Source organism: Mariniflexile sp. (assembly GCF_052728615.1).
The window spans coordinates 1-22801 of sequence record NZ_JBFVFE010000037.1 but is presented as its reverse complement, the minus strand read 5'-3'; the positions used below and the strand labels follow the sequence as shown (position 1 = coordinate 22801).

The window sequence follows — 22801 nt, the reverse complement described above, 5'->3', positions numbered from 1 at the left end:
CTGGGGTGTTTTGGTTATAAAATAAAGATGCTCAAATCAATTCAAAATTTATTAAATTTGAAATATGGTATCAAGTATAGAAATAGAGAACAAAATTAAAGAACTCAAACCTATTCTGTCACAAAAATATTTTGTTGATAAAATTGGGTATTTTGGTTCTTTTTCGCAAAACGAACAGAGAACAGACTCCGATATCGATATTTTGGTATCCTTTAGAAAACCTTTGGGATGGGAATTTTTCGATCTTCATGAACTTTTAGAAAACGAGTTAAAATTAAAGATCGATTTGGTATCAGATAAAGCGCTTAAAGAACAATTGAAAAAAACTATTTTAAATAGTGTGAAGTATTTATGAGCCCAATTAAAAGAGACTTTATTCTTAATACTTACAGAAAATTATCAATTTGAAATATTATTTGTTTCTTGATGAAAGTGGTGACCACGGATTAAAAACAATCGATAAAGTTTTTCCAATTTTTCTTTTATGCGGTATTCTGATTTCAGAAGAAAATTATAAGTTAATCAGAAATGAAATTAATCAAATAAAAACTGAATTTTGGAATAATATGAATGTAATATTTCATTCAAGAGATATCCGAAAATGCAACAATGAATTCCAAATACTTTTTGATTTAGAGACTAAAAACAAGTTCTATGAAGCAATAAATAATTTAGTAGAAAAACATCAATATGATATTATTGCGGCATCAATAAATAAAACTGAATTTATAAAAAAATATGGAAAATTAGAAAATGATGTGTATGAAATATCTCTTTCTTTTATTCTTGAAAGACAGTTTTTTGCTTGGACAACCTTGGTAATTGTAACGAATTAGAAATAATTATTGAAAGAAGAGGAAAAAAGGAGGACATAAAGCTAGCAGAACACATACAAAAAATTAGACAAATTGGAACATATTATGTTGATTCAGAAAGAATTAAAAATTACGGTTTCAAATCCAAATTTAGTTGGAAAAATGAAAACATTAACGGACTTCAACTCTCTGATTTAATTGCTTATCCAATTGCAAGAAGTATATTAAATCCACAAGGAATAAATTTATCATTTGAAAAATTCAAACATAATTCTTGCACAAGAAACGGAAGAGTTTACGGACTTAAGAAATTTCCTTAAAAACAAAAAGGCTGGGAAAACCCAACCTTTTATGCCGACCGGGGACACCCCAATCCTAATATTGTTAACAACGTTTCAGTTGTTTTATGACACAAAAGTAGTGAAAATAAGTAACTAGTGTTGAGTTAGGTATATTATGACGTATTAAATTAAATTTAGTATCTTTGAATAAAAACAATGATACGGTACACTATTAAATTAAGTCAAGAAGAAGTAAACGGGTTGATGGCAATAATCAACAAAGGCTCGCATACCACACAGAAGTTCCGTGCCGCCTACATTCTATTGAACTGCGATGAAGGTGATCATTCTGAAAAGGTAACCAACGAACAGATCAGCAAAGTCCTGAAGGTGGGCATGCGCACCATAGACCGAGTGAAGAAAAAGTTCGTGGAAGAAGGTTTCGAGGCGGTGCTCGAACGCCGCCCAACCACTCGGGTCTATGAAAAGAAAATAGATGGCGATGTGGAGGCGAAACTGGTACAGCTATGTTGCAGCGAGCCGCCCCCGGGCTTTGCGAAATGGTCCTTGAGGTTGTTGGCCGACAGGATGGTCGAGCTGGGATATGTGCCGAGCATCTCCCATGTCTCCGTTGGGGAGGTTTTAAAAAAAACGAACTTAAGCCTTGGAAAGTAAAGGGCTGGGTGATTCCGCCAAAAAGCAACGGAGAGTTCGTCGCGAACATGGAGCGGGTGCTGGATGTTTACAAAAGGCCCTATGATGTAAATAACCCGGTGGTCTGCATGGACGAGTCCCCGAAACAGTTGATCTCGGCGGGCCAGCTTTCCGTTCCAATGAGACCGGGGCAAGAAGCCCGGGTTGATTATGAGTACGTAAGGCACGGCATGGTCAATATATTCATGGCGAACGAACCGTTGAAGGGCAAACGAATGGTAGAGGTAACGGAGTACAAAGCAAAAAAAGACTGGGCGAAATTCATCAAAAAGTTGGCGGACGAGCAATATCCGGAAGCAGACAAAATAACACTTGTGATGGACAACTTCAGCACGCACACGGCTTCCGCCCTTTATGAGACCTTCGAGCCGGAAGAAGCCAAAAGGTTATGGGACAGGTTTGAATTTGTGTTCACGCCCAAACATGGGAGCTGGTTGAACATGGCAGAGATAGAACTGCACGTGCTCAACGGGCAATGCCTTAACAGGCACATCTCCACAATGGATGAAATAAAAAGAGAGATAAATGCGTGGCAGGACAGCAGAAACAAAAAGGAAGGTAAGATCAACTGGCAGTTCACAACTAAAGACTCAAGGATAAAACTAAAAAGACTTTATCCGTCAATTGATTATTAACATAACACTAGACCTAACACAGGATGTGAAAAACATCTAAAGATGTGTTAAATTCAATTTGAATGATATTTTTTATAACACTATTTTAGTCGAATAACTATGCGCTTATAACATCCTACTTTTTATGTACAAACTGTAAAACGAACACCCTCAAAAAAAAACTACCCCTTAGGATACTGCCTCCTGATATTCCTAATCAAATCTTCCAACCCATTTAATTTTAGCTCGTAAACCTGCTTTAGCATGTCGCCTAATTTTCCTTTGGGGAAACCTTTTTGGTTATACCAAACCACGTAATACTCGGGTAAATCTATTAAATAGCGGTCTTTATACTTACCAAAAGGCATTTTGGTATGTGCTAAATCTATCAGGAATTTTTTATCTGGAAGCATGCCGCTAATCTACCGATTTATATTTGGAAAGTTTAGCAAGTTCAATAACAATATATGCTTTCCATTTTGCCTGTTGTTCTGCAATTTGGGAATAATCCGTTTCGGCATCATAAGTATTTTGCTTGGAAGCAAGCTCCTTTTTTATAGTGTTGTGAAGTTTTTTTAATTGACTACCAATAGTGTTAGACACTTTAAGTTGGCTGATACGCTGCCTGAATTTGCGTGCATACAATTCGGTAATATCAAAATGCAACTGTTCGTGTCCCAATACATGTGCATCTACTTCCTTTACTTTATACCACGATTGTTCTGGATAAAAATGGGCATGAACGTTTGATGTAAAACCGATAACCCGCGTGTCGGTCTGCTTTACAGAAAACCCAAAAGTGATACCCGACGCTGTAATGGCTGAGGCGTTTTCTGATTTATTGGGAGTCGCCTTAAAATCGGACCACGAAAGTTTATAGAACTCGTTCCAAGATATGACTGGTTCATCCTGGGCAACAAAAAGAAAACAACATACTATTAGGGCACATTTAATCACAGATTGATATCAAAAACGTTTTATAGACGTAAAACGTGGATTAATAAATCTTATTGCTTTACTTCAACAATGGACAAATCGTCGTATTTTACCAAATAAATGGCGTCGTTGTAGTACCCTCCAAAAAGCTTTTTCTTGTAGGCAAACTTGTTTTCAATATACTCGGTAAGCGGTGCTTTGTTTACCGATGCATACAAATCATCGGCAGTAACCAAACGCAATACGACATCCATGGTTAAATCAAAGCCTTTAATGGCACGTTTGCTTGGTGTTGTATTGTACTGCTTCGTGTAATTTTTCACAAATGAATTGCTTTCCACTTCATTATAAGACTTTGAGGATGTCGCGAAATGCAAATGAAGTTTTGATAGATGCTCGTTATTTACTTGATCGCCTTCAAAAGCTGGATTAAAATTGGTGGTGACCAAAATAATCTCTATGGCCGATGGGTTGTTCTCTGGTTTTTGGATTAAAGAAGCCAAAATACTGGTGGCATTGGATGCAAATCCCTCGTTTTGGGTTTCTAAAAAAACATAGTTTTTACCTGGTTTCAGAGTGGCCCGTATGTCTTCTACATGAACAAAGTTCACATCGCTACCATCTTTGTTCTTACGTGAAAACACCATTTTAGCATTGTTAAACTCCCGCTTAATATCATTGGCAACGGCATTGTTTTTTGTGTCTGAAATGATAACAATGTTTTTGTTTAAAGAATCGGTTTTAACAAAATTTATGATTTTGTCTTTCAATAGATCATCGGAGGATCTAGATTGAAAAACGTTATCGTACAAGGTTAAATTAGTACCAATGGGGCACACAACGGGCACGTTCAAGCCTTTAAGTCCTGATGCCACTTTATCAAACGTTTCAGGGGTTAACGGACCAATAACAGCATCCACATTTTTAAAATTGTTCTCGTTAAGAATTTTAATGACCTCACTTACTTGGTACTTGGTATCATAAACATCCACTTGAAGCGAAACACCCAGTGTTTTTAAAGAATCGAGTGCCATTAAAGCCCCCGAGTAAAAATCAAGCGATGCATCTAAATAAGGGTCTTTCTTAATACATTTTTTAGTGTCTGGTAACGAATCAAAACTCACACGGTTCAACCTAAACGGCAACATGATGGCGATGTGTTTGGTATTGGGATTGATCATTCTACTTTGCAAATTAACCTTAGCCACCGCTCCCTCATCACTGCCCAGTATTTTATTGGTATAAGGTATTTTTAAAACCATGCCTTCCTTTAAACCTGTTTCTTTTAAATCGGGGTTTAAAGCCTCCAATTGGTCCTGTTCCAGTCCTAATTTAAGTTTCAAACGGTAAAATCCTTCCTTTGGAAGCACTTTGTAATAGCTGTATCTTTCATCCACCTCTTTTTCTTCCGAACCACCAATATTTGGCACATACACTTGTTGGCCATCTTGCAAAGTGTCTCCCATACCCGGGTTGAGCGCTTCCAGTTCTGAAACCGTAATGCCAAATTTATATGCTACGCGCCACTTCCCTTCCTTAGGTTTTACTATATAGGTTTTTGTGGCAGATTTGGCTTCTACCTGTATGGTTTTATATACTGGTATTTTCAGTTTATCGCCCTTGTTTAAAGTATTGGCATAAAGAAACGTATTGTGTTTTTTTAATTCTTCCTCGGTAATACCATATTCTTTTGAGATACTGTAAAGCGTTTCTCTTTTACTGGTCCTATGGTCTTTATATCCCACTAATTCCTTAACCATCGTAACCTCTGGCTTTTTTGCTTTTGATAATGGAATGATTAAAATGGTATTGGGTTTTAATTCTTTTTTCGCATCTGGATTTAAGGCATATATATCGGAAATGGTTACTCCGTATTGGTTGGCAATGCCTGTAATAGTTTCACCTTTTTTAACTTGATGCGTACTGAAGTTTTGTGCATTAACGGAAGTGAAACCAAGTACTAAAAACAAAATTGATACTAATAAAAATCTATTCATGTTGTTGTTATCTGCTGGATATAAATATAATAAAACGTCACTAATGTAATTATATACGTTACATTTTGTGTTAAAGATGGTTGTTTTTTTATTAATCTTCTTTTTAGTATTAGCATATTGCGTGCCAAAAAATAAAAGGGATTTGTCTCCTACTGTTCTAAAACTTATTTATTAAAGGTGTTGGGCATTAGCTAATCATTACCTTTTTATTTTTGCTTTGTGGTTTTTGTGTCTTCTTTGTGTATTTTGTGTCATAGTTATTTCACCGAGTTTCACAAAGTTTTACACGGAGTTGCACAAAGTTTTACACGGAGTTGCACAGAGGTTTTTCCGTTTCAAAAAGTGTTTGCACTATCTTATTCTCTTTGAGATTCCTGCTTTCGCAGGAATTCTATTCCCACTCAATAGTTGCCGGTGGTTTTGAACTGATGTCGTAAACCACTCTATTGACGCCTTTTACTTTATTAATAATATCGTTTGATGTTTTTTGAAGGAACGCATAGGGTAAATTTACCCAATCGGCAGTCATACCATCGGTACTCTCCACCGCCCTAAGTGCCACACATTTTTCATAAGTACGCTCATCGCCCATAACGCCAACACTGTTTACAGGCAGCAACATAGCTCCTGCTTGCCACACTTTATCATAAAGTCCCCATTCTTTTAAACCATTAATAAAAATAGCATCCACTTCTTGAAGAATCCGTACTTTTTCGGCAGTGATATCGCCCAAAATCCGAATGCCCAATCCGGGACCTGGAAATGGGTGGCGCCCCAATAGTTCAGGGTCAATGCCCAAAGTAGCGCCCACACGTCTCACTTCATCCTTAAAAATGGCACGCAAAGGCTCTACAATTTTAAGTTTCATAAAATCGGGCAAACCCCCAACGTTGTGGTGGCTTTTTATGGTTGCCGATGGTCCGCCAGTTGCCGAAACGCTTTCAATAACATCTGGATAAATAGTCCCTTGAGCCAACCATTTTACGTCCGTAAGCTGGTGCGCTTCATCATCAAATACTTCAATAAAAGAGTTGCCAATGGCTTTGCGTTTTAACTCTGGGTCTTCAATGCCCGCCAAAGCATCCAAAAAACGTTTGGAAGCATCCACGCCTTTTACGTTAAGCCCCATGCCCTTGTATTGGTTTAATACACTTTCAAATTCGTTTTTACGCAGCAAACCGTTATTCACAAAAATACAATACAGGTTTTTACCAATGGCTTTATTCAATAACACCGCCGCCACGGTAGAATCTACGCCACCAGACAAGCCTAAAACCACTTTATCGTTCCCTACTTTTTCTTTTATGGCATCAACGGTTTCTTCAACAAAAGAATCGGGTGTCCAGTCTTGATGAAGACCTGCAATACTTACCAAAAAGTTTTCCAACACCTGTTTTCCATCAGTTGAATGATAAACTTCTGGATGGAATTGAATGGCGTATGTTTCCTCACCATCAATTCTATAGGCTGCATTGGTTACGTCATGCGTACTTCCTATCAACACCCCATTGGTTGGTAATTCTTTAATGGTATCGCTATGGCTCATCCAAACCTGGCTTCCGGTATGGATATGAGCAAAAAAAGGTTCGTTGCTTTTAATGAACGATAAATTGGCACGTCCATACTCCCTTGTATTTGAAGGTGCCACATTTCCTCCAGAAAAATGCGCTAAATATTGTGCCCCGTAGCACACTGCCAAAAGTGGTTTTTTACCGCGAATTTCAGTTAAATCGGGATGCAAAGCGTGTTCGCCCCTTACAGAAAACGGACTTCCAGAAAGTATAACCGCTTTATACTCGTGGATGTCTGTTGGAATTTTGTTGAACGGATGAATTTCGGAATAAATATTGAGTTCCCTAACTCTACGGGCAATAAGTTGTGTGTATTGCGATCCGAAGTCTAAAATAAGTACCTTGTCATGTTGCATGCGCAAAAATAGGAATGATTTTATAATTACGATTTACGATTTACGATTTTTTGATTAAATTTTATCGCATCGAATCCAAAATCAATTGAATGTCTTTTTTTGTGGTATCTGGATTGATGAAGCAAAAACGGGAAACGGTTTCATAGGTGTTTCCTTGTTTCCATTTGGTTGGAGTTACCAAAGCAAAGCCTTTTTTATGGTTTTCATAGGTCCAATGCGTGTAATCTTCAGGCTTCCACCCTATTCTTCTATATAACACACACGATAAACTTGGTGCTCTAACCAACGCCACATGCGGATTTTCTTCAATTAATTTACCAGCTATCTGTGCCAACTCAATACCCCGTTCAACCGCTTGTTTATAGCGTTTTGTGCCATGCATTGCCAATGAAAACCATAAAGGCAACCCACGAACACGACGTGTTAATTGTATTTGGTAATCGGTTGGATTAAAACCATGTGCGCCTTCATCTTTAAAAATATCCAAATAAGAGCCTTGTTGTGCATGCGCTTTTTTAGCCAGTTCGGGCTTTTTATAGATAACAGCGCCACAATCATAAGGAGAAAACATCCATTTATGCGGGTCGATGGTAATACTGTCGGCTTTTTCAATGCCATTGAACAAATGCCTTACCGAATCGGCCACCAATGCACCACCGCCATAAGCTGCATCCACATGAAACCAGAGGTCTTCTTTTTCGCAAATAGAAGCGATGCCTTCCAAATCATCAATAATACCCGCATTGGTGGTTCCACCTGTTCCCACAACAGCAAATAATCGTTTTCGTTGTTCTTTGGCTAAACCATCAATTGTTTTTTGCAACTCCGTACCCAATAATTTATCTTCCGTGTCCACCAAAAGCACATCGACATCAATCACTTTTGCCATGGCTTTAATGGAAGAATGGGCACCAATGGATGTTATTATAAGTCCTTTTTCACCTTTATAAATGTCATTTTCCCGCCAATGCTCGCGTGCTGTAACCATAGCCGATAAATTGGCTGCGGTTCCGCCACTGGTAAACACCCCAAAAGCACCTACTGGCAAACCTGTTAAAGAAACGATCCATTTCATGGCTTCATTTTCGCAAAAAATACCGCCGGCACCTTCCATCCAATAGGCGCCGTGAATGCAGGAAGCCGATGTTACCAAATCGAACATAATGGCGGCACGGGTAGGCGATGCAGGCACAAATGCCAAATGCCGCGGATGGTCAATGGACACGTTGGCTTTCATTAAATGCTTTTTCCAAAGATTAAAAGCTACTTCGCCACCAATACCTTTTTCGGTAATCGTTTCACCAACTAAAGCTTTAAGTTCTTCTTCGCTTTTAGGCTTTCCTATTTTACTTTTTTTTGAAGATAATCTATCAATAGCATATTTCATGACATCCATAGACATTTCGACCAATTCAATATCTGCCTTATGCATTTTTTAAAATTTGATTTTAGTTCATTCAACCCCTCCGCCTATCGGCACCTCCCCTTAAAAAAAGGGGAGGAATTATTAAGGTGTTTCTTTTTAATGATTTGGGCTTATCATATAATTAAAAATTTAATATTAAAAACGCCCCTTTCAAAGGTTCTAAATTCTTTATGAGTTGCGGTATTAATTGCTCGCCATATTCCAAATAAAACTCCGAAAAATTGGTATTTCGTTCTTGCAGACTTTGGTTGGGGAACAATTCGTTTTGCAGATCGGTCATTCTTGAAATAACGTCAGATAATTTGCGCTTTTGCGCATTGAGCAATCGTTTTTCCAAAGTATCCAAACCTTTTAATTGCTTAACTTCTTGCGCTTTTACTGCTCCCAAAAACGATTTATCGGTTTGCTCCGCTAGTTTATATAAATCATCAAATTGCTTTTTTAAGACCTCTTTTTGTTCTGAAAAATCAATGTTGATGTTTGAAATTTCCCGTACTTTTTGATTGATGAACGCATTGCGCTTTAAAAACAGATCGTCATTTGAAATATGTAACTTTTGAAGCTTTCTATTTTGGCTTTCAGATTGAATCAACACCGAATTTCGTAACAACAAGATCGGGAACGGCACTTCAACTTTATTGAAAAACTGTTTTAATTGAAACCAATAGGCCAATTCTCCGCCACCGCCAATATAGCAAAGGTTTGGTAAAATAACTTCTTGGTACAACGGACGCATAATCACATTGGGTGAAAACCGTTCAGCGTGTTCTAAAACTTCTTTTAGTATCTCTGTTTTAGTCCAAGAAATATCTGTGTTAATTACTTTATACAAATCATCCCGATAGCTATCGGGATCAAGAACAATACGTTCCCTTAAACTTTCATTCAAATAAAATAAATTGATCTCTCTAGGATTTACCTGAATACCATACGCCCCAGAAAGTGCTTCATTGGTTTTGGTAACTGACCCAAAAGATGTTTGATTGCACAATTCGTCTTCCATAAAAGGAATGAATTGTTTTTTTAACACCGCATCTTGGGCATCGATAATAACCAAACCATAGTCTTTAAACAATTCGTTTGCTAAAAACTGGGTGGCGCCCGTTAAATTAGGATGTTTTAAATAGGCGTTTTCAAAAAGTGCTCTTAAATATTCGGCATTGTTGCTTGTTCCCAATTCCTTGGAAAACAAATTAAAAACAGCCTCCAATCCATCGGTTGATAATTCCCCAACGGGGCCATGCGCCTCTTTGTTCCAATGGAACTTTTTCCCTTTAAAGTTAAAATAATTGATTTCCTCAAAATCATGGTCTTCGGTTGCCATCCAATAAATAGGCACGAAATTATATTCTGGGTAGGTCGTTTTTAATTCTTTTGAAAGATTAATGGTCGAAACAATTTTATACAGAAAATAAAGTGGCCCCGTAAATAAATTGAGTTGGTGACCCGTTGTGATGGTGAAGGTGTTTTTGTGCTCTAACGCATCTATATTTTGAATGGTCAATTCCGAAGCTTCAATATGTTGGTATTGTTTTTTTAAACTTTCAACTAAAATAGTTCTCGACTCTAGGTTAAAAGACTGTGCTTTTTCGTCTATCTGCGCTTTGAAATTATCAAGTTTAGGAAATCGGTTGTAAAAAGGTTGCAGTTCGGGTTTTTCATCTAAATAATCACAGATCAGTGTAGAAAAGTATCCTGTTTTTTTAAATGAAATACAATCGGTTGGCATATAAAACGTAAAATTAAAATGTAAAGATACAGTTATTCTGATTTTTGAAACCAAAAAAATTCGTTAAGAATGCTTAGGCACCATAAAAAAGCTTAGCTCCATAGTCTAAATACCTTTGTCTTTTGACGCATCAAACCTTGCTAAAGAAGAACATGCAAGTTTCGCTGCTTTTGTAAGAACTTTAAACGATAAACAATTCATCAAGAAAACACAACAAATATAAAACACTAAAAAACAAGGTTTTATTATTAAATATTCCTTAAAACGCATTGATTTTTAATCGTTTTTCCGTATCTTTTAAAGGCAAAATCTGCTAAAAAAAATATTATGAAAAAAACAGGCTTTTTATTCGTTGCGGCAGTGTGTTTACTAGTTACATTTAGTATCTCTACTTATGCGCAAACCACACATTCGTTTAAGGAACTTAAAGGAAAGGTAGTGGACAGTAAAACCAATGATGCTTTAATATTTGCCGATTTGGTTATCAATACCACCAATATTGGCACTATTACCAATTCCGATGGTGAATTTGCTCTAAAAATACCGGATTCCTTGTTAAAAGAAACTTTAATCGTTACCCATTTAGGGTATCAAAAAAAAGAGTTGGAATTGTCGGCTCTGAACAACAATTCTAAAATCACATTGATACCTGCCATTACGGAATTGAATGAAGTTGAAATTGCTACCTACAAAGATGCTGAAACCCTTTTAAAATTAACATTGAACAATAAAAGTGCTGTTTACAATAATGACAACACGGTTATGACCGCTTTTTATAGGGAAACCATTAAAAAAAGACGGAAAAATGCGTCTTTGTCTGAGGCTGTTGTTCAAATTCATAAAGCACCCTACACCAGTGTGAGAAAGGATGCCATTGAACTTATAAAAGCTAGAAAAAGCACGGATTACAATAGATTGGACACACTTGCCGTAAAGCTGCAAGGGGGGCCGTTTTCCAACTTATATACCGATATTATTAAATATCCTGAATATATATTTACCCCGGAAGACATGCCTTTGTATGAATTCAGTTTTGACCCTTCTACCAAAATAAGTGACAACATGGTGTATGTTATCAATTTTAAGCAAAAGCCTAATGTCAACATTCCCTTATATTACGGAAAACTTTATATAGACTCCAAAACCCTGGCACTTACCAATGCGGTTTATAGCCTAAACGTAGAAAACAAGGAATTATCGAGTCAAATGTACATTCGTAAAAAACCCAGAAAAGTGGATGTTTATCCTACCGAGGCCACTTACCGCGTTAATTACCGCACCAAAAATGGCAAATGGCATTATGCTTACAGCAATATATTATTGACCTTTAAGGTAAATTGGGAAGGAAAACTATTTAACAGTGTTTATACTTTAAATAGCGAAATGGCAATTACTGATTGGACCATAAACAATTCGAATGAAATAGCCAGAACACGGGATAAAATGATAAGGCCCACCACTATTTTGACCGATGAGGCTTCTGGTTTTTCTGACCCTAAGTTTTGGGGCGAGTACAATATTATTGAGCCTGAAAAATCAATAGAATCTGCCATTGAAAAAATACGTAAGCAATTGAAACGAACTTAAATAGTTTCATTTAAACGTCGCCATTGCGTTTTCGCTATGAATCATTTTTCAAGTATTATAATTTTAAGAAAATATAATCTTCACATATGTTCCTTAAAAAAGGAAACCATTTTTAAAGCACAATCATTCAAATTTGTGCTATTAAAATCATGACCTTCCCATGGATACTTTTTATATTGGTTTGCAACCTTATTTTCATTTAGTTTGCCTACCAACCAATTGGATTGGTAAATGGGCACAATAACGTCAATTTCTCCATGAAAAACAATAGTTGGCTTAGTGTTGGAATCTATCCAATACCAAGGGCTTGCTTCTGAATAGGCTGTGGTATTTTCCGCATTTAAAGGAAACCCCATAAATTGGGTAAATACAGGTGCCATGGTTTTGTTCCACTCATAATCCTTTATTTGTGCTGGTCCTGCCATATCTGCAACACATTTTACATCATTGTCAGTATTAAAATGGTAAGTGTACAGCAATGCTAAATGCGCTCCTGCGCTATGCCCAACAAGAGCGAAATTGTTAGAAATTTGATATTCGTTTTTTTTACTTCTTAAAAACTGTAAAGCTTTTTGAATATCGTTTATTTGTGTAGGATGATGATTGGAATTAGGCAAAGCTAAACGGTAATTTATATTCACAATGGCAGCTCCGGGCCAATGGGCTTTTAACCTTTTCACTAAAGGATTTAGATCTCCTTTGTTACCAACAGACCAACCGCCACCGTGAATAACCATGATGACTTTTGTTATATCGACCTGTCTATTTTCTGGTAAATACACATCCATTTTTTGAAGATCATCGGTGCCATAAGGTTCATCCAATTTTTCTAAATATGTTAACGGCGGATTGATTTTTGGGGCAGCATCTTCGGTGCACGAAGCCAAAAACAAAAATAGCAATATTAAAAAAATCTGGTTTTTCATAGTTTATTTTTTACTAATGTATTACATAAACTTTTATTTTAAGTAAAATAAATTCATTTAAGTTTGAAAATCAGATAAATACAAAATCAAAATAGTTTGGTCTGACCTTTATCGTCATCACTTTTAGAATCGGAAGCCTTTGCATTTTTGGTATCAACATGGGTATTTTCATCCGAATTTAAAGACACATCTTCTTCATCAATCACTTCCAAATCCTCCGCGTGCACTTCTTCAGGTGCTTCATAAGGAAGCGGTTCCAACAAATTTATTTGATTTACTTTATCTTTGGTCAATTGGTTTCCTAAAGCGGTAATGCCTTTTACGGAAATGAACTCCTCTAAATTTACAAGCAAGTTATCTTTTCGTTCCTTACCACGTTCTTTGGTAAACTCAACTTCCGCCATGGGAATCCAATCGGTTGACACGATTTCCAAATGTGATTTTTCATGACTGGTGATAAAGCTTTCTTCCTTATTTTCGTTTTCAATAACAAAGCGCTTTACAAAATATTTTTCCTTTTCACCATCAAAATAAATGGCTGAAATGGGTTTTTTAGGAATCCATTTTTCCATCACTATCATATCATTATCAAAATGCGTGGTAATTTCCGGTATGATGGTTTTTACCATTCCTTTTTGATTGATGATGAGTATGCGGTCTTCACCTCGAAACTCGCCAACCAACTCGCCCCTGCCATCTACATTCAAACGTTGTACCGCATCATCAAACCAAATTTTACGTGGTTTTAAAGTAGAAATTCCTTTCTCCTTCAACTCCACTTTTTTAATGGAATATTTGGTTACCAGATTCCCTTTGGAATTTCGACCTTTTATTATTGTATCGGCAAAATCGATATCCCATTTCAGTTTTTTAATACTTCCTGCTTGTCGAAGCAGTATGGTTACTACCTCTGCCTCTCCATTGGGATTTGCCGAAAAATACAAAACTACCGATCCTTTGCTGCCATTGGTTAAATCGTACTCCTTATCGCGGGTTATACTGGTTACGGCAAACCGTTTTATATACGATGGCCCGCTCTTACCATCACGGTAAATCATGTTGTAAATGGTTCGGTTATCCTTTTTATCGAAAACCTCCACATTAATGATGTCTTTACCGATAAAGGTTTTGGAATCTACTTTGGTTATCATCATTTTACCTTCTTTGGTAAACACGATAATATCGTCTATATCGCTACAATCGCAAACGTATTCGTCTTTTCGCAAAGATGTACCAACAAAGCCTTCTTCCCTATTTACATACAGTTTGGTGTTTCTAATAACCACTTTGGTAGCATCTACATCATCAAAAGTGCGGATTTCTGTTTTTCGTTCACGTCCTGAGCCATAGTCCTTTTTAAGTCTTGTAAAAAAGGTGATGGCATATTCTATAAGATGTAATAAATGGTGTTTTACTTCAGCAATTTGATCTTCTAGAGCATCAATTTTTTGTTGTGCTTTATCAATATCAAATTTCGAAATACGTTTAATCCTAATTTCGGTCAAACGCTCAATATCTTCTACGGTAATGGCGCGTTTTAAATGTTGAATGTATGGTTTCAAGCCTTTATCAATCGCGCTAATAACCCCTTCCCAAGTTTCTTCTTCCTCAATATCGCGATAGATTCTATTCTCAATAAAAATACGTTCCAAACTTGCAAAGTGCCATTGCTCTTCAAACTCATCCAACCGTATTTCAAGTTCCTGTTTTAAAAGCTGAACAGTATTGTCGGTAGAGCGACGTAACATTTCGGTAACCCCAACAAAAAGCGGTTTGTTGTCTTCAATAACACAACCCAATGGTGAGATGGACGACTCACAACTTGTAAAAGCATACAGCGCATCGATGGTTTTATCGGGTGACAACCCTGAAGGTAGATGAATTAGAATTTCAACCTCGGCAGCGGTGTTGTCCTCAATCTTTTTAATCTTAATTTTACCTTTTTCATTGGCTTTCAAAACCGAATCGATAAGCGACGAGGTGGTCGTTCCAAACGGAATTTCGGTAATCACCAAGGTGTTTTTATCCAGTTGCGATATTTTGGCACGCACACGTACACGTCCCCCTCGCAAACCATCATTATAATTGGAAAAATCGGCAATACCAGCAGTGGGGAAATCGGGTAAAATAAGAAAGCGTTTTCCTTGCAAATGTTTTATGGAAGCATCAATAAGTTCTATAAAATTATGCGGTAATATTTTTGTTGATAAACCAACCGCAATCCCTTCGCCACCTTGTGCCAACAACAACGGAAACATAACCGGTAAGTTAACGGGTTCCTTTCTACGCCCATCATAAGATGCTTGCCATTCGGTTATTTTAGGATTGTAAACAACATCCAACGCAAACTTTGACAAGCGCGCTTCTATGTAACGAGACGCAGCGGCACTATCGCCAGTAAGAATGTTTCCCCAGTTTCCTTGGGTATCAATCAACAAATCTTTCTGCCCAATTTGTACCATGGCATCGGCAATACTGGCGTCGCCATGTGGATGGTACTGCATGGTATGGCCAACAATATTGGCAACTTTACTGTAACGGCCATCATCCAAATCCTTCATGGAATGCATAATACGGCGTTGCACGGGTTTAAAACCGTCCTCAATAGCAGGAACAGCACGTTCTAATATAACGTACGATGCGTAATCTAAAAACCAATCCTTATACATTCCCGTAATGCGGGTAATGGTTTCTTTTGGCTCTTGTTGTCCGTTAATTAAATCGTCACCTTCTTCAATCATTAATTACTTATGTTTTTTTTGTAGCTTGGTGATAATATGTTGCCCTTTTGTTTGATTTTTTTTCAAGTGTTCGCTGCTTTTAGGTTCTAATAAAAATGAATAACTGCGCTTCACTTTTTTATCATTATTGTATAACATAATCGTGTTATTTGGTTTTTAATATATTCAGTTTTTTTATTTAGTACATGGCAAAAATAATCTTATATCATAAAAATAACTATTAAAGTTGACCCCTCCACCTATCGGCATACCGAAATAAATTCGGTACAGGCTCTCCCCTTGAAAAAAAGGGGAGGAATTATTTAAGGAGCTTTTTTTAATAATTCGATGTCAAGCAACGCATGAAGTTTATTTACCGCAAATTCGCAAATTTTTTCTTTAAAATTTATATTTTATTAATAGTTGATGAATAAATTTGCGCAAATTCCGCTTGAAGCGGTCTATCCACAATCAAAATTAATTAAAAAATTTGCGGATATGCGGTTGTTTTTTCTCATACGTTTGCCCTCAGTTCGATGTTAATAAATTTTTGTCATTTACTTAATTTTTTCTGTTTTAATTGAATTTTTCTTCTTCAATCAAATCCATTTCCACTTTCAGATTATCGATGATGAATTCTTGACGTGTTGGCGTGTTTTTGCCCATGTAGAATGACAGTAAATCTTCAATGGACATATTATCATCCAACATAACCGGATCCAATCGAATGTTTTCACCAATAAAATGTACAAATTCATCAGGGGAAATTTCCCCAAGTCCTTTAAATCGGGTGATTTCGGGTTTTGGTTTTAACTTTTCTATGGCATTTCTTCGCTCTTCTTCAGAATAGCAATAAATGGTTTCCTTTTTATTTCGGACACGGAACAAAGGCGTTTGCAAAATATACAAATGCCCTTCTTTTATCACTTCTGGGAAAAATTGAAGAAAAAATGTGATCAGCAACAACCTGATATGCATCCCATCCACATCGGCATCGGTAGCAATAACCACGTTATTATAGCGCAAGTCCTCTAATGTTTCTTCAATATTTAAAGCGGCTTGCAATAAGTTGAATTCTTCGTTTTCGTAAACAATTTTCTTGCTCAACCCATAACAATTCAATGGTTTTCCTTTTAAACTGAAAACCGCTTGGGTGTTTACATCGCGTGATTTGGTGATGCTACCGGAAGCCGAATCGCCCTCGGTAATAAATAGGGTGGATTCCAAACTCCGATCGTTTTTGGTATCGCCAAAATGTACCCTGCAATCGCGTAATTTTTTATTGTGGAGACTGGCGGATTTTGCACGGTCTTTAGCTAATTTCCGAATGCCGGAAAGTTCTTTACGTTCGCGTTCTGCCTGAAGAATTTTACGTTGGATCTTTTCAGCCGTATCGGGGTTTTTGTGCAAATAATTGTCTAAGTAAGTCTTTAAAAAATCGTTGATATAGGTTCTTACGGTCGGCAACTCGCCACCCATATCGGTAGAACCCAATTTGGTTTTGGTCTGACTTTCAAAAACGGGTTCCATCACTTTAATGGCAACGGCGCTTACAATGGATTTTCTAATGTCCGATGGGTCGTAATTCTTACCATAAAACTCACGAATGGTTTTAACGAGTGCTTCCCTAAACGCATTCAAATGCGACCCTCCTTGTGTGGTATTCTGTCCGTTTACAAAAGAGTGGTACTCTTCGCTATATTGTGTTTTACTGTGTGTAATGGCTACTTCAATGTCTTCTCCCCGCAAATGGATAATGGGGTAAGTTCTATCAGATTCGTTGATGTTTTCTGACAATAAATCTTTCAGGCCGTGTTCGCTAAAATACTTTTCACCATTAAAAACGATGGTTAAACCTGGGTTTAGGTACACATAATTTTTAAGCATTTTAACAATGTACTCGTTTCTATACTTGTAGTTTTTGAAAATAGTATCATCGGGTACAAACGACACTTTGGTTCCTTTTCGGCGTGTTGAATCGTCCAATAAATCCTGGTTGATTAAATTACCTTGCTCAAATTCTGCGGAAGCGGATTTATTATCACGATTGGATTCCACTCTAAAGAATGATGACAAGGCATTGACCGCCTTAGTACCAACGCCATTTAAACCTACCGATTTTTTAAAGGCTTTGGAATCGTACTTTCCTCCGGTGTTCATTTTGGAAACGACGTCCACCACTTTTCCAAGAGGAATGCCCCGACCGAAATCGCGCACACTTACCTTATTCCCTTGAATGGATATTTCGATGGTTTTCCCAGCGCCCATCACGTACTCGTCAATGGAGTTGTCCAACACCTCTTTTAGCAGAATGTAGATACCATCATCTGGAGATGACCCATCACCCAGCTTGCCAATATACATCCCTGGCCGCATTCTTATATGCTCTTTCCAGTCTAATGAACGTATATTGTCTTCAGTGTAATTGGTTATTTCTGCCATGGAATGTCGTAGGATTTTGTGATTGGACGCTAATATAATACAACCCTTTAAAAAAAGAAACTGCCTTTACACAAAGTAATTAACAATATGGTTAAACAATCTATTGTTTTTATTTGCTATTCTTATATATGAAGGACTTCGCATTCTTTTTTAAATTTTTATTTGGTTAGGATTTTGTCGATTTGAAAAAAATGAAAGTATTTGAATGGAGTTCTGGTACTCTCGATAATACAACGTATTGAATTTTTTAATGACAACTCCTCTCACACCATTTAATTCAGACATTGGAAAAAGATAAGGATTTTGTGAAATTAATCTAAGTGTTCTATCAAGCTCGGAAGAAAGCTTTTTTAGTTCACGTTCAGTAAAATATAATTCCAAATATTGGTATGTTTCATATAATTCCTTTAGAGCGTGATCTGTCCAAAGAATTTTATAACCACTTTCCATATATTTTTTTTGCTTCAGAGTGAGGTTTCAAATTTCCATTATCTGCATCTTTAAGTCCTAATTCTATGGATTCTTTTTCAGCATCAGATATCTTATCCCACCAATCTTCATTTTCAGTATTTCTTAATTCCATGATTTTTTTAATTATAGAACTATCTTCTAGTGTTGTCAACCATTGAATTAAGTCAATTTTAGCATTTTGAATATTTATTTCCATATTTCAAATTTAGCTTATTTTTCATTTATACGCAAGTTCGTTAAAACAAGACCCTAGATGTTATTGTTCTTAAGTTCTACTCAGTAAGCATCTCATCTAAATAGTATATTTTTATGAAATTGCTGACTAATTCTTCTTTTTTAAAGACACTAGCAAGATACCAAAAATTACCACCAACGCACCAAATAATTGCAATAAAGTAAGCACTTCATTTAAAAAAATTCCAGCCAAAATAATGGTTGAAATAGGGCCGAAACCAGCTATGACGGCAAAATTTGAGGAATTGATGCGATTTATGGATTCGGACACCAAAAAGGATGGAATAACAGTAGCAAAAATAGCGATTAAAAACCCTAACAGATACACTTCCCAATGCAGGTTAAAAATATCAACTTTTGAAAATAAGCCGAAATGGACAAATACAGCAAAACATGAAACTATCATGACATACGACGTGAATTTTACCACGCCAAATTTTGGTATGAGCCAACCGCTGCCCACTATATACGATGCATAGGCGATGGCACAAAGCAGAATGAAAAGTCCACCAATATAGGTGTCGTTTCCAGAGATAACAACCTCGCCCCAAAAGGTAATCACAATACCAATGTACGTTAAAAAAATAGCCAGTGCTTGTGTTGGATTGATGGGTTTTTTAAAAAACAACCTATTGAAAACAATGATGATGGTGGGATATAAAAACAAGATGATGCGCTCTAAACTCGCTTTGATGTAAACCAAGCCAACAAAATCGAAATAACTTGCTAAATAATAGCCAACCACACCAAAAACCAGCAGCCAATAGTAATCGCTTTTTACCACCACTTGTGGGTTTTGCTTTCTACTATAAATAAGAGCTATAGCCACATAAAAAGGAAATGAAAACAGCATGCGCAATAACAAAAGGGTCAAGGCATCCACTTGGTATTGATATGCCAGTTTTACCATAACGGCTTTAGAGGAAAATAGGACAATGCCCAAAATCCCTATTAAAATACCAGAAATAAACTTGTTTTTTGATTGCATGGGGCGAATATAAACAGGCGAAAACTTGTAAGTATTTTAAAACCGGAGCGAATTACGATGTCCAGATAAAAATATTAAACAACTTGTTTTCAAAGCCATATTCAAAATCACATTAAATTGATTCCGCAAGCTCCTTTAAATAACTATTTCTTGTTTGCAGAAGATTCCTCATATACTTTTTCAAGAATAGCCAGTTAGCTAATTTTCCTAAAGTTCCATACGGTAATTCAAAATAAAAAACATCGGTCATGACTGTTTTCTTATCATTTCTTTTGAAATGATGCTCGTGTCGAAAAGATTTGAACGCTCCAGAAACCATTTCGTCCACAAAATAATTTGGATATTCATATTCCGTGATTTTGGAAGTTAAATGTTGAACTAACCCAAAATGATTGGCTTCCCACGTAACCGTTTCGCTTAATTCAATTAAACCTGAAGTTCTTCCGGCAATGGCAATTTTACCTGAACCCCTTAATGACTCTTGATGGATATCAATATTTCTAGCAATATTAAAGCAGGATTTTATGTCTGCTTTGATAACGGTATCGATTTTAATTTGAGGCATCATAAATTATATTTTGAAAATATTAACAGTAAAATACAATTTCAAAAATATAAATTTACTTACAATTATTTGTCTTAACCGCTAAAAATTATATAAAAAAAATTAAAAATGTGCTTTTTATCGATAAACTAAGTATGTGCCAAGTAGCACATCCTTAAACATTAAAAAGGAAATGCATAATATCGCCATCTTTAACGATATAGCTTTTTCCTTCAACGCGCATTTTACCGGCTTCTTTTACTTTGGCCTCACTACCAAAAGAAACGTAGTCGTCATAGGCAATCACTTCGGCTCTAATAAACCCTTTTTCAAAATCGGTATGGATCACGCCGGCCGCTTGGGGTGCGGTGGCACCTATATCAATGGTCCATGCACGCACTTCCTTAACCCCTGCGGTAAAATAGGTTTGTTGTTTTAACAGCTTATATGCAGAGCGTATCAATTTCGCTGAACCTGGTTCGTCCAATCCTATATCCTGTAAAAACAGTTGGCGTTCCTCGTAATCGTCCAATTCATTAATATCAGCTTCTGTTCCAATTGCCAATACCAAAACTTCTGCATTTTCATCTTTTACAGCTTCTTTCACCAAGTCCACATAGTTGTTTCCTGAAACAGCAGACCCTTCATCTACATTGCATACATACATCACAGGTTTTTCGGTAATAAATTGCGATGGTTTTACAAAATCCTCATAATCATCTTCACTAAACTCTAAAGCTCTAATTGAAATTCCAGCTTCTAAATTTTCTTTTATTTTCAATAAAACCGCTTCTTCTTTCTGTGCTTCTTTATTACCTGTTTTAGCGGCACGTTTTACTTTTTCAAGCTTTTTGTCAACGGTTTCCAAGTCTTTTAGCTGTAGTTCCATATCGATGGTTTCCTTATCCCGAATGGGGTTTACATGCCCATCAACATGTATAATATTGTCGTTATCAAAACAGCGCAACACATGTAAAATAGCATCGGTTTCCCTAATATTTGCCAAAAACTGATTGCCCAAACCTTCGCCTTTACTGGCGCCTTTTACCAAGCCTGCAATATCAACAATCTCTACGGTTGCGGGTTGCACGCGAACCGGCTTTACCAATTTTTCCAACATTTCCAATCGCGAGTCCGGCACATTTACCACACCAATATTGGGTTCGATGGTACAAAACGGAAAGTTGGCACTTTGCGCTTTGGCATTGGACAAACAATTGAATAAGGTCGATTTCCCTACGTTTGGCAATCCTACAATACCTGCTTTCATTCCTATCCCCGACCCTTTCCTAAGGAAAGGGAGTCTTTATGGGTCATTATTAAATTAATATTTATTTTTTTCATTCCGCAAAAGCGGAATTCTATGATTTGCGAGTGCAAATGTAGTTAATTCATTAATTATTTTAAGTATATGGCTTAACATATCTATTCATTTATATTTGTAACAAATGCATCAATAAATCGTCTGCCTTTTTAGAAACCATCCTTTATGATTAAATCATTTATATTTTTTTTATTTTTTCTATGTAGCACTTTAGGTTTTTCGCAACATATCACTGCTAAAATCATAGACAAAAACACTAAAAGCCCCATCCCGTTCGCAACCATAAAAACGGGCGAATACAGTGGCGTGATTTCCAATGAAGAAGGCTATTTTAATTTGCATACTGAAGATGGGAATTTGTATAACATTACCATTTCCTGCATGGGCTACAAAAGCAAAACACTTAATGTGGATGCCATAAAAACAGCTAATTTCGTTATTGCCTTAGAAGAATCGGTCAATCAATTAAGGGAAGTTTACATCAGTAACAAAAAGCTGGATGCCGATGCCATTATAGCCAAAGTACGTTCAAAAATCAATGAGAATTACGATTTTATCCTTACCAAATACAACATTTTTTATCGTGCTACCGATTATGCCGATTTTAAAAGTCTGGATTTTGAAATTGAAAAAGCATCGCACGTTAGCAGCAAGAATATCAACAAAGCGAATTACAGTTTAGACTCGCTGTCCAAACACATAATTGCTAGTAAAATCATTCAGTTTTCAGATTTTAAAGGAGAACTTTTTCAATTGGATAAAGACAGCAGCAAATTGGTAGTTGCCAAAGCCACCAAACTCATCGACCACAAAAAGGATTTTTCTATTGATAAAGTACAGGAGAAAGCCCAAGCATTGATGCTTAAATATTTGGATACCACCAAAACATACAAAGTGAAAACGGGCATTTTTAAAGTGGAAGATTCGCTGTCCTTAACCGATGGGGCTTTTAAAAAAGCTAAAGAAAAAGAAAACAAAATTTCCAATTTAAAACAACAAACACATTCCCTAATAAAAAATTCCCAGTTTTATGATGGGTCGTTACTATAGGGTGTACGACAAATTTCCCATTATGCAGCATTTTGACATAATTTGACGATTCTGTTCCATTTTTTGCTTTTATGAA

At 36.5% G+C, this 22801-nt stretch carries 20 protein-coding genes; 6 read left to right on the top strand and 14 right to left on the bottom strand.

The window, feature by feature from the left end; genetic code table 11:
- Positions 1 to 64: 64 nt before the first annotated feature.
- From ACU1LP_RS13550 to ACU1LP_RS13535, 4 genes are all read left to right on the top strand, one after another.
- The gene (locus ACU1LP_RS13550) at positions 65 to 355 is read left to right on the top strand and encodes a nucleotidyltransferase family protein (RefSeq protein ID WP_445736505.1); all 291 of its coding nucleotides are present in this window, start codon (positions 65 to 67) and stop codon (positions 353 to 355) included.
- Positions 356 to 404: 49 nt separating this feature from the next.
- Positions 405 to 836: a DUF3800 domain-containing protein gene (locus ACU1LP_RS13545; protein ID WP_445732706.1), complete on the top strand. Its 432-nt coding sequence runs from the start codon at positions 405 to 407 to the stop codon at positions 834 to 836.
- Positions 806 to 1135 (top strand): DUF3800 domain-containing protein, encoded by a 330-nt coding sequence (locus tag ACU1LP_RS13540; protein WP_445736504.1) that lies wholly within the window; start codon positions 806 to 808, stop codon positions 1133 to 1135. The genes ACU1LP_RS13545 and ACU1LP_RS13540 overlap by 31 nt, the downstream gene beginning before the upstream one ends.
- A gap of 177 nt (positions 1136 to 1312) precedes the next feature.
- A protein-coding gene (locus tag ACU1LP_RS13535; protein ID WP_445736503.1) for an IS630 family transposase occupies positions 1313 to 2445 on the top strand; the annotation gives its coding sequence in 2 pieces (ribosomal slippage) (positions 1313 to 1736 and positions 1736 to 2445; 1134 coding nt in all).
- 161 nt (positions 2446 to 2606) lie between these two features.
- On the opposite strand, the gene ACU1LP_RS13530 is transcribed toward ACU1LP_RS13535, so the two are convergent.
- From ACU1LP_RS13530 to bshC, 6 genes are all read right to left on the bottom strand, one after another.
- Positions 2607 to 2837: a DUF3820 family protein gene (locus ACU1LP_RS13530; protein ID WP_445732707.1), complete on the bottom strand. Its 231-nt coding sequence runs from the start codon at positions 2835 to 2837 to the stop codon at positions 2607 to 2609.
- 4 nt (positions 2838 to 2841) lie between these two features.
- Complete coding sequence (locus ACU1LP_RS13525; protein ID WP_445736502.1) at positions 2842 to 3381, bottom strand: DUF922 domain-containing protein; 540 nt, start codon at positions 3379 to 3381, stop codon at positions 2842 to 2844.
- A gap of 50 nt (positions 3382 to 3431) precedes the next feature.
- Positions 3432 to 5357 carry a LysM peptidoglycan-binding domain-containing protein gene (locus ACU1LP_RS13520; protein ID WP_445732709.1) on the bottom strand — a complete coding sequence of 642 codons (1926 nt, stop codon included), beginning with the start codon at positions 5355 to 5357 and terminating at the stop codon, positions 3432 to 3434.
- A 391-nt stretch (positions 5358 to 5748) separates the two neighbouring features.
- On the bottom strand, positions 5749 to 7284 hold the full coding sequence (guaA, locus tag ACU1LP_RS13515) for a glutamine-hydrolyzing GMP synthase (protein WP_445732710.1): 1536 nt from the start codon (positions 7282 to 7284) through the stop codon (positions 5749 to 5751).
- A 61-nt stretch (positions 7285 to 7345) separates the two neighbouring features.
- The gene (locus ACU1LP_RS13510; protein ID WP_445736501.1) at positions 7346 to 8716 is read right to left on the bottom strand and encodes a pyridoxal phosphate-dependent decarboxylase family protein; all 1371 of its coding nucleotides are present in this window, start codon (positions 8714 to 8716) and stop codon (positions 7346 to 7348) included.
- 115 nt (positions 8717 to 8831) lie between these two features.
- Complete coding sequence (gene bshC / locus ACU1LP_RS13505) at positions 8832 to 10439, bottom strand: bacillithiol biosynthesis cysteine-adding enzyme BshC (protein WP_445736500.1); 1608 nt, start codon at positions 10437 to 10439, stop codon at positions 8832 to 8834.
- A 327-nt stretch (positions 10440 to 10766) separates the two neighbouring features.
- Between bshC and ACU1LP_RS13500 the strand changes: the two genes are divergently transcribed.
- On the top strand, positions 10767 to 12026 hold the full coding sequence (locus tag ACU1LP_RS13500) for a carboxypeptidase-like regulatory domain-containing protein (RefSeq protein ID WP_445736499.1): 1260 nt from the start codon (positions 10767 to 10769) through the stop codon (positions 12024 to 12026).
- Positions 12027 to 12106: 80 nt separating this feature from the next.
- Here the strand turns inward: ACU1LP_RS13500 and ACU1LP_RS13495 are convergent, their stop codons facing one another.
- The 8 genes from ACU1LP_RS13495 to ychF all read right to left on the bottom strand — a co-directional run bounded on the left by ACU1LP_RS13495 (position 12107) and on the right by ychF (position 21621).
- The gene (locus tag ACU1LP_RS13495; protein ID WP_445736498.1) at positions 12107 to 12952 is read right to left on the bottom strand and encodes an alpha/beta hydrolase fold domain-containing protein; all 846 of its coding nucleotides are present in this window, start codon (positions 12950 to 12952) and stop codon (positions 12107 to 12109) included.
- Positions 12953 to 13038: 86 nt separating this feature from the next.
- Complete coding sequence (locus tag ACU1LP_RS13490) at positions 13039 to 15693, bottom strand: DNA gyrase/topoisomerase IV subunit A (protein WP_445736497.1); 2655 nt, start codon at positions 15691 to 15693, stop codon at positions 13039 to 13041.
- Between the two features lie 555 nt (positions 15694 to 16248).
- Positions 16249 to 18114 carry a DNA topoisomerase IV subunit B gene (locus ACU1LP_RS13485; protein WP_445736496.1) on the bottom strand — a complete coding sequence of 622 codons (1866 nt, stop codon included), beginning with the start codon at positions 18112 to 18114 and terminating at the stop codon, positions 16249 to 16251.
- A gap of 150 nt (positions 18115 to 18264) precedes the next feature.
- Positions 18265 to 18564, bottom strand: coding sequence for a type II toxin-antitoxin system RelE/ParE family toxin (locus ACU1LP_RS13480; protein ID WP_445736495.1), 300 nt, complete (start codon positions 18562 to 18564; stop codon positions 18265 to 18267).
- Positions 18548 to 18781, bottom strand: coding sequence for a hypothetical protein (locus ACU1LP_RS13475; RefSeq protein ID WP_445736494.1), 234 nt, complete (start codon positions 18779 to 18781; stop codon positions 18548 to 18550). The genes ACU1LP_RS13480 and ACU1LP_RS13475 overlap by 17 nt, the downstream gene beginning before the upstream one ends.
- A gap of 126 nt (positions 18782 to 18907) precedes the next feature.
- On the bottom strand, positions 18908 to 19807 hold the full coding sequence (locus ACU1LP_RS13470; RefSeq protein WP_445736493.1) for a DMT family transporter: 900 nt from the start codon (positions 19805 to 19807) through the stop codon (positions 18908 to 18910).
- Between the two features lie 112 nt (positions 19808 to 19919).
- Positions 19920 to 20375 (bottom strand): SRPBCC family protein, encoded by a 456-nt coding sequence (locus ACU1LP_RS13465; protein ID WP_445735147.1) that lies wholly within the window; start codon positions 20373 to 20375, stop codon positions 19920 to 19922.
- Between the two features lie 151 nt (positions 20376 to 20526).
- On the bottom strand, positions 20527 to 21621 hold the full coding sequence (ychF, locus tag ACU1LP_RS13460; RefSeq protein WP_445736492.1) for a redox-regulated ATPase YchF: 1095 nt from the start codon (positions 21619 to 21621) through the stop codon (positions 20527 to 20529).
- 219 nt (positions 21622 to 21840) lie between these two features.
- On the opposite strand from ychF, the gene ACU1LP_RS13455 reads away from it, so the two are divergent.
- Positions 21841 to 22725 (top strand): carboxypeptidase-like regulatory domain-containing protein, encoded by an 885-nt coding sequence (locus ACU1LP_RS13455; protein ID WP_445736491.1) that lies wholly within the window; start codon positions 21841 to 21843, stop codon positions 22723 to 22725.
- Positions 22726 to 22801 lie beyond the last annotated feature (76 nt).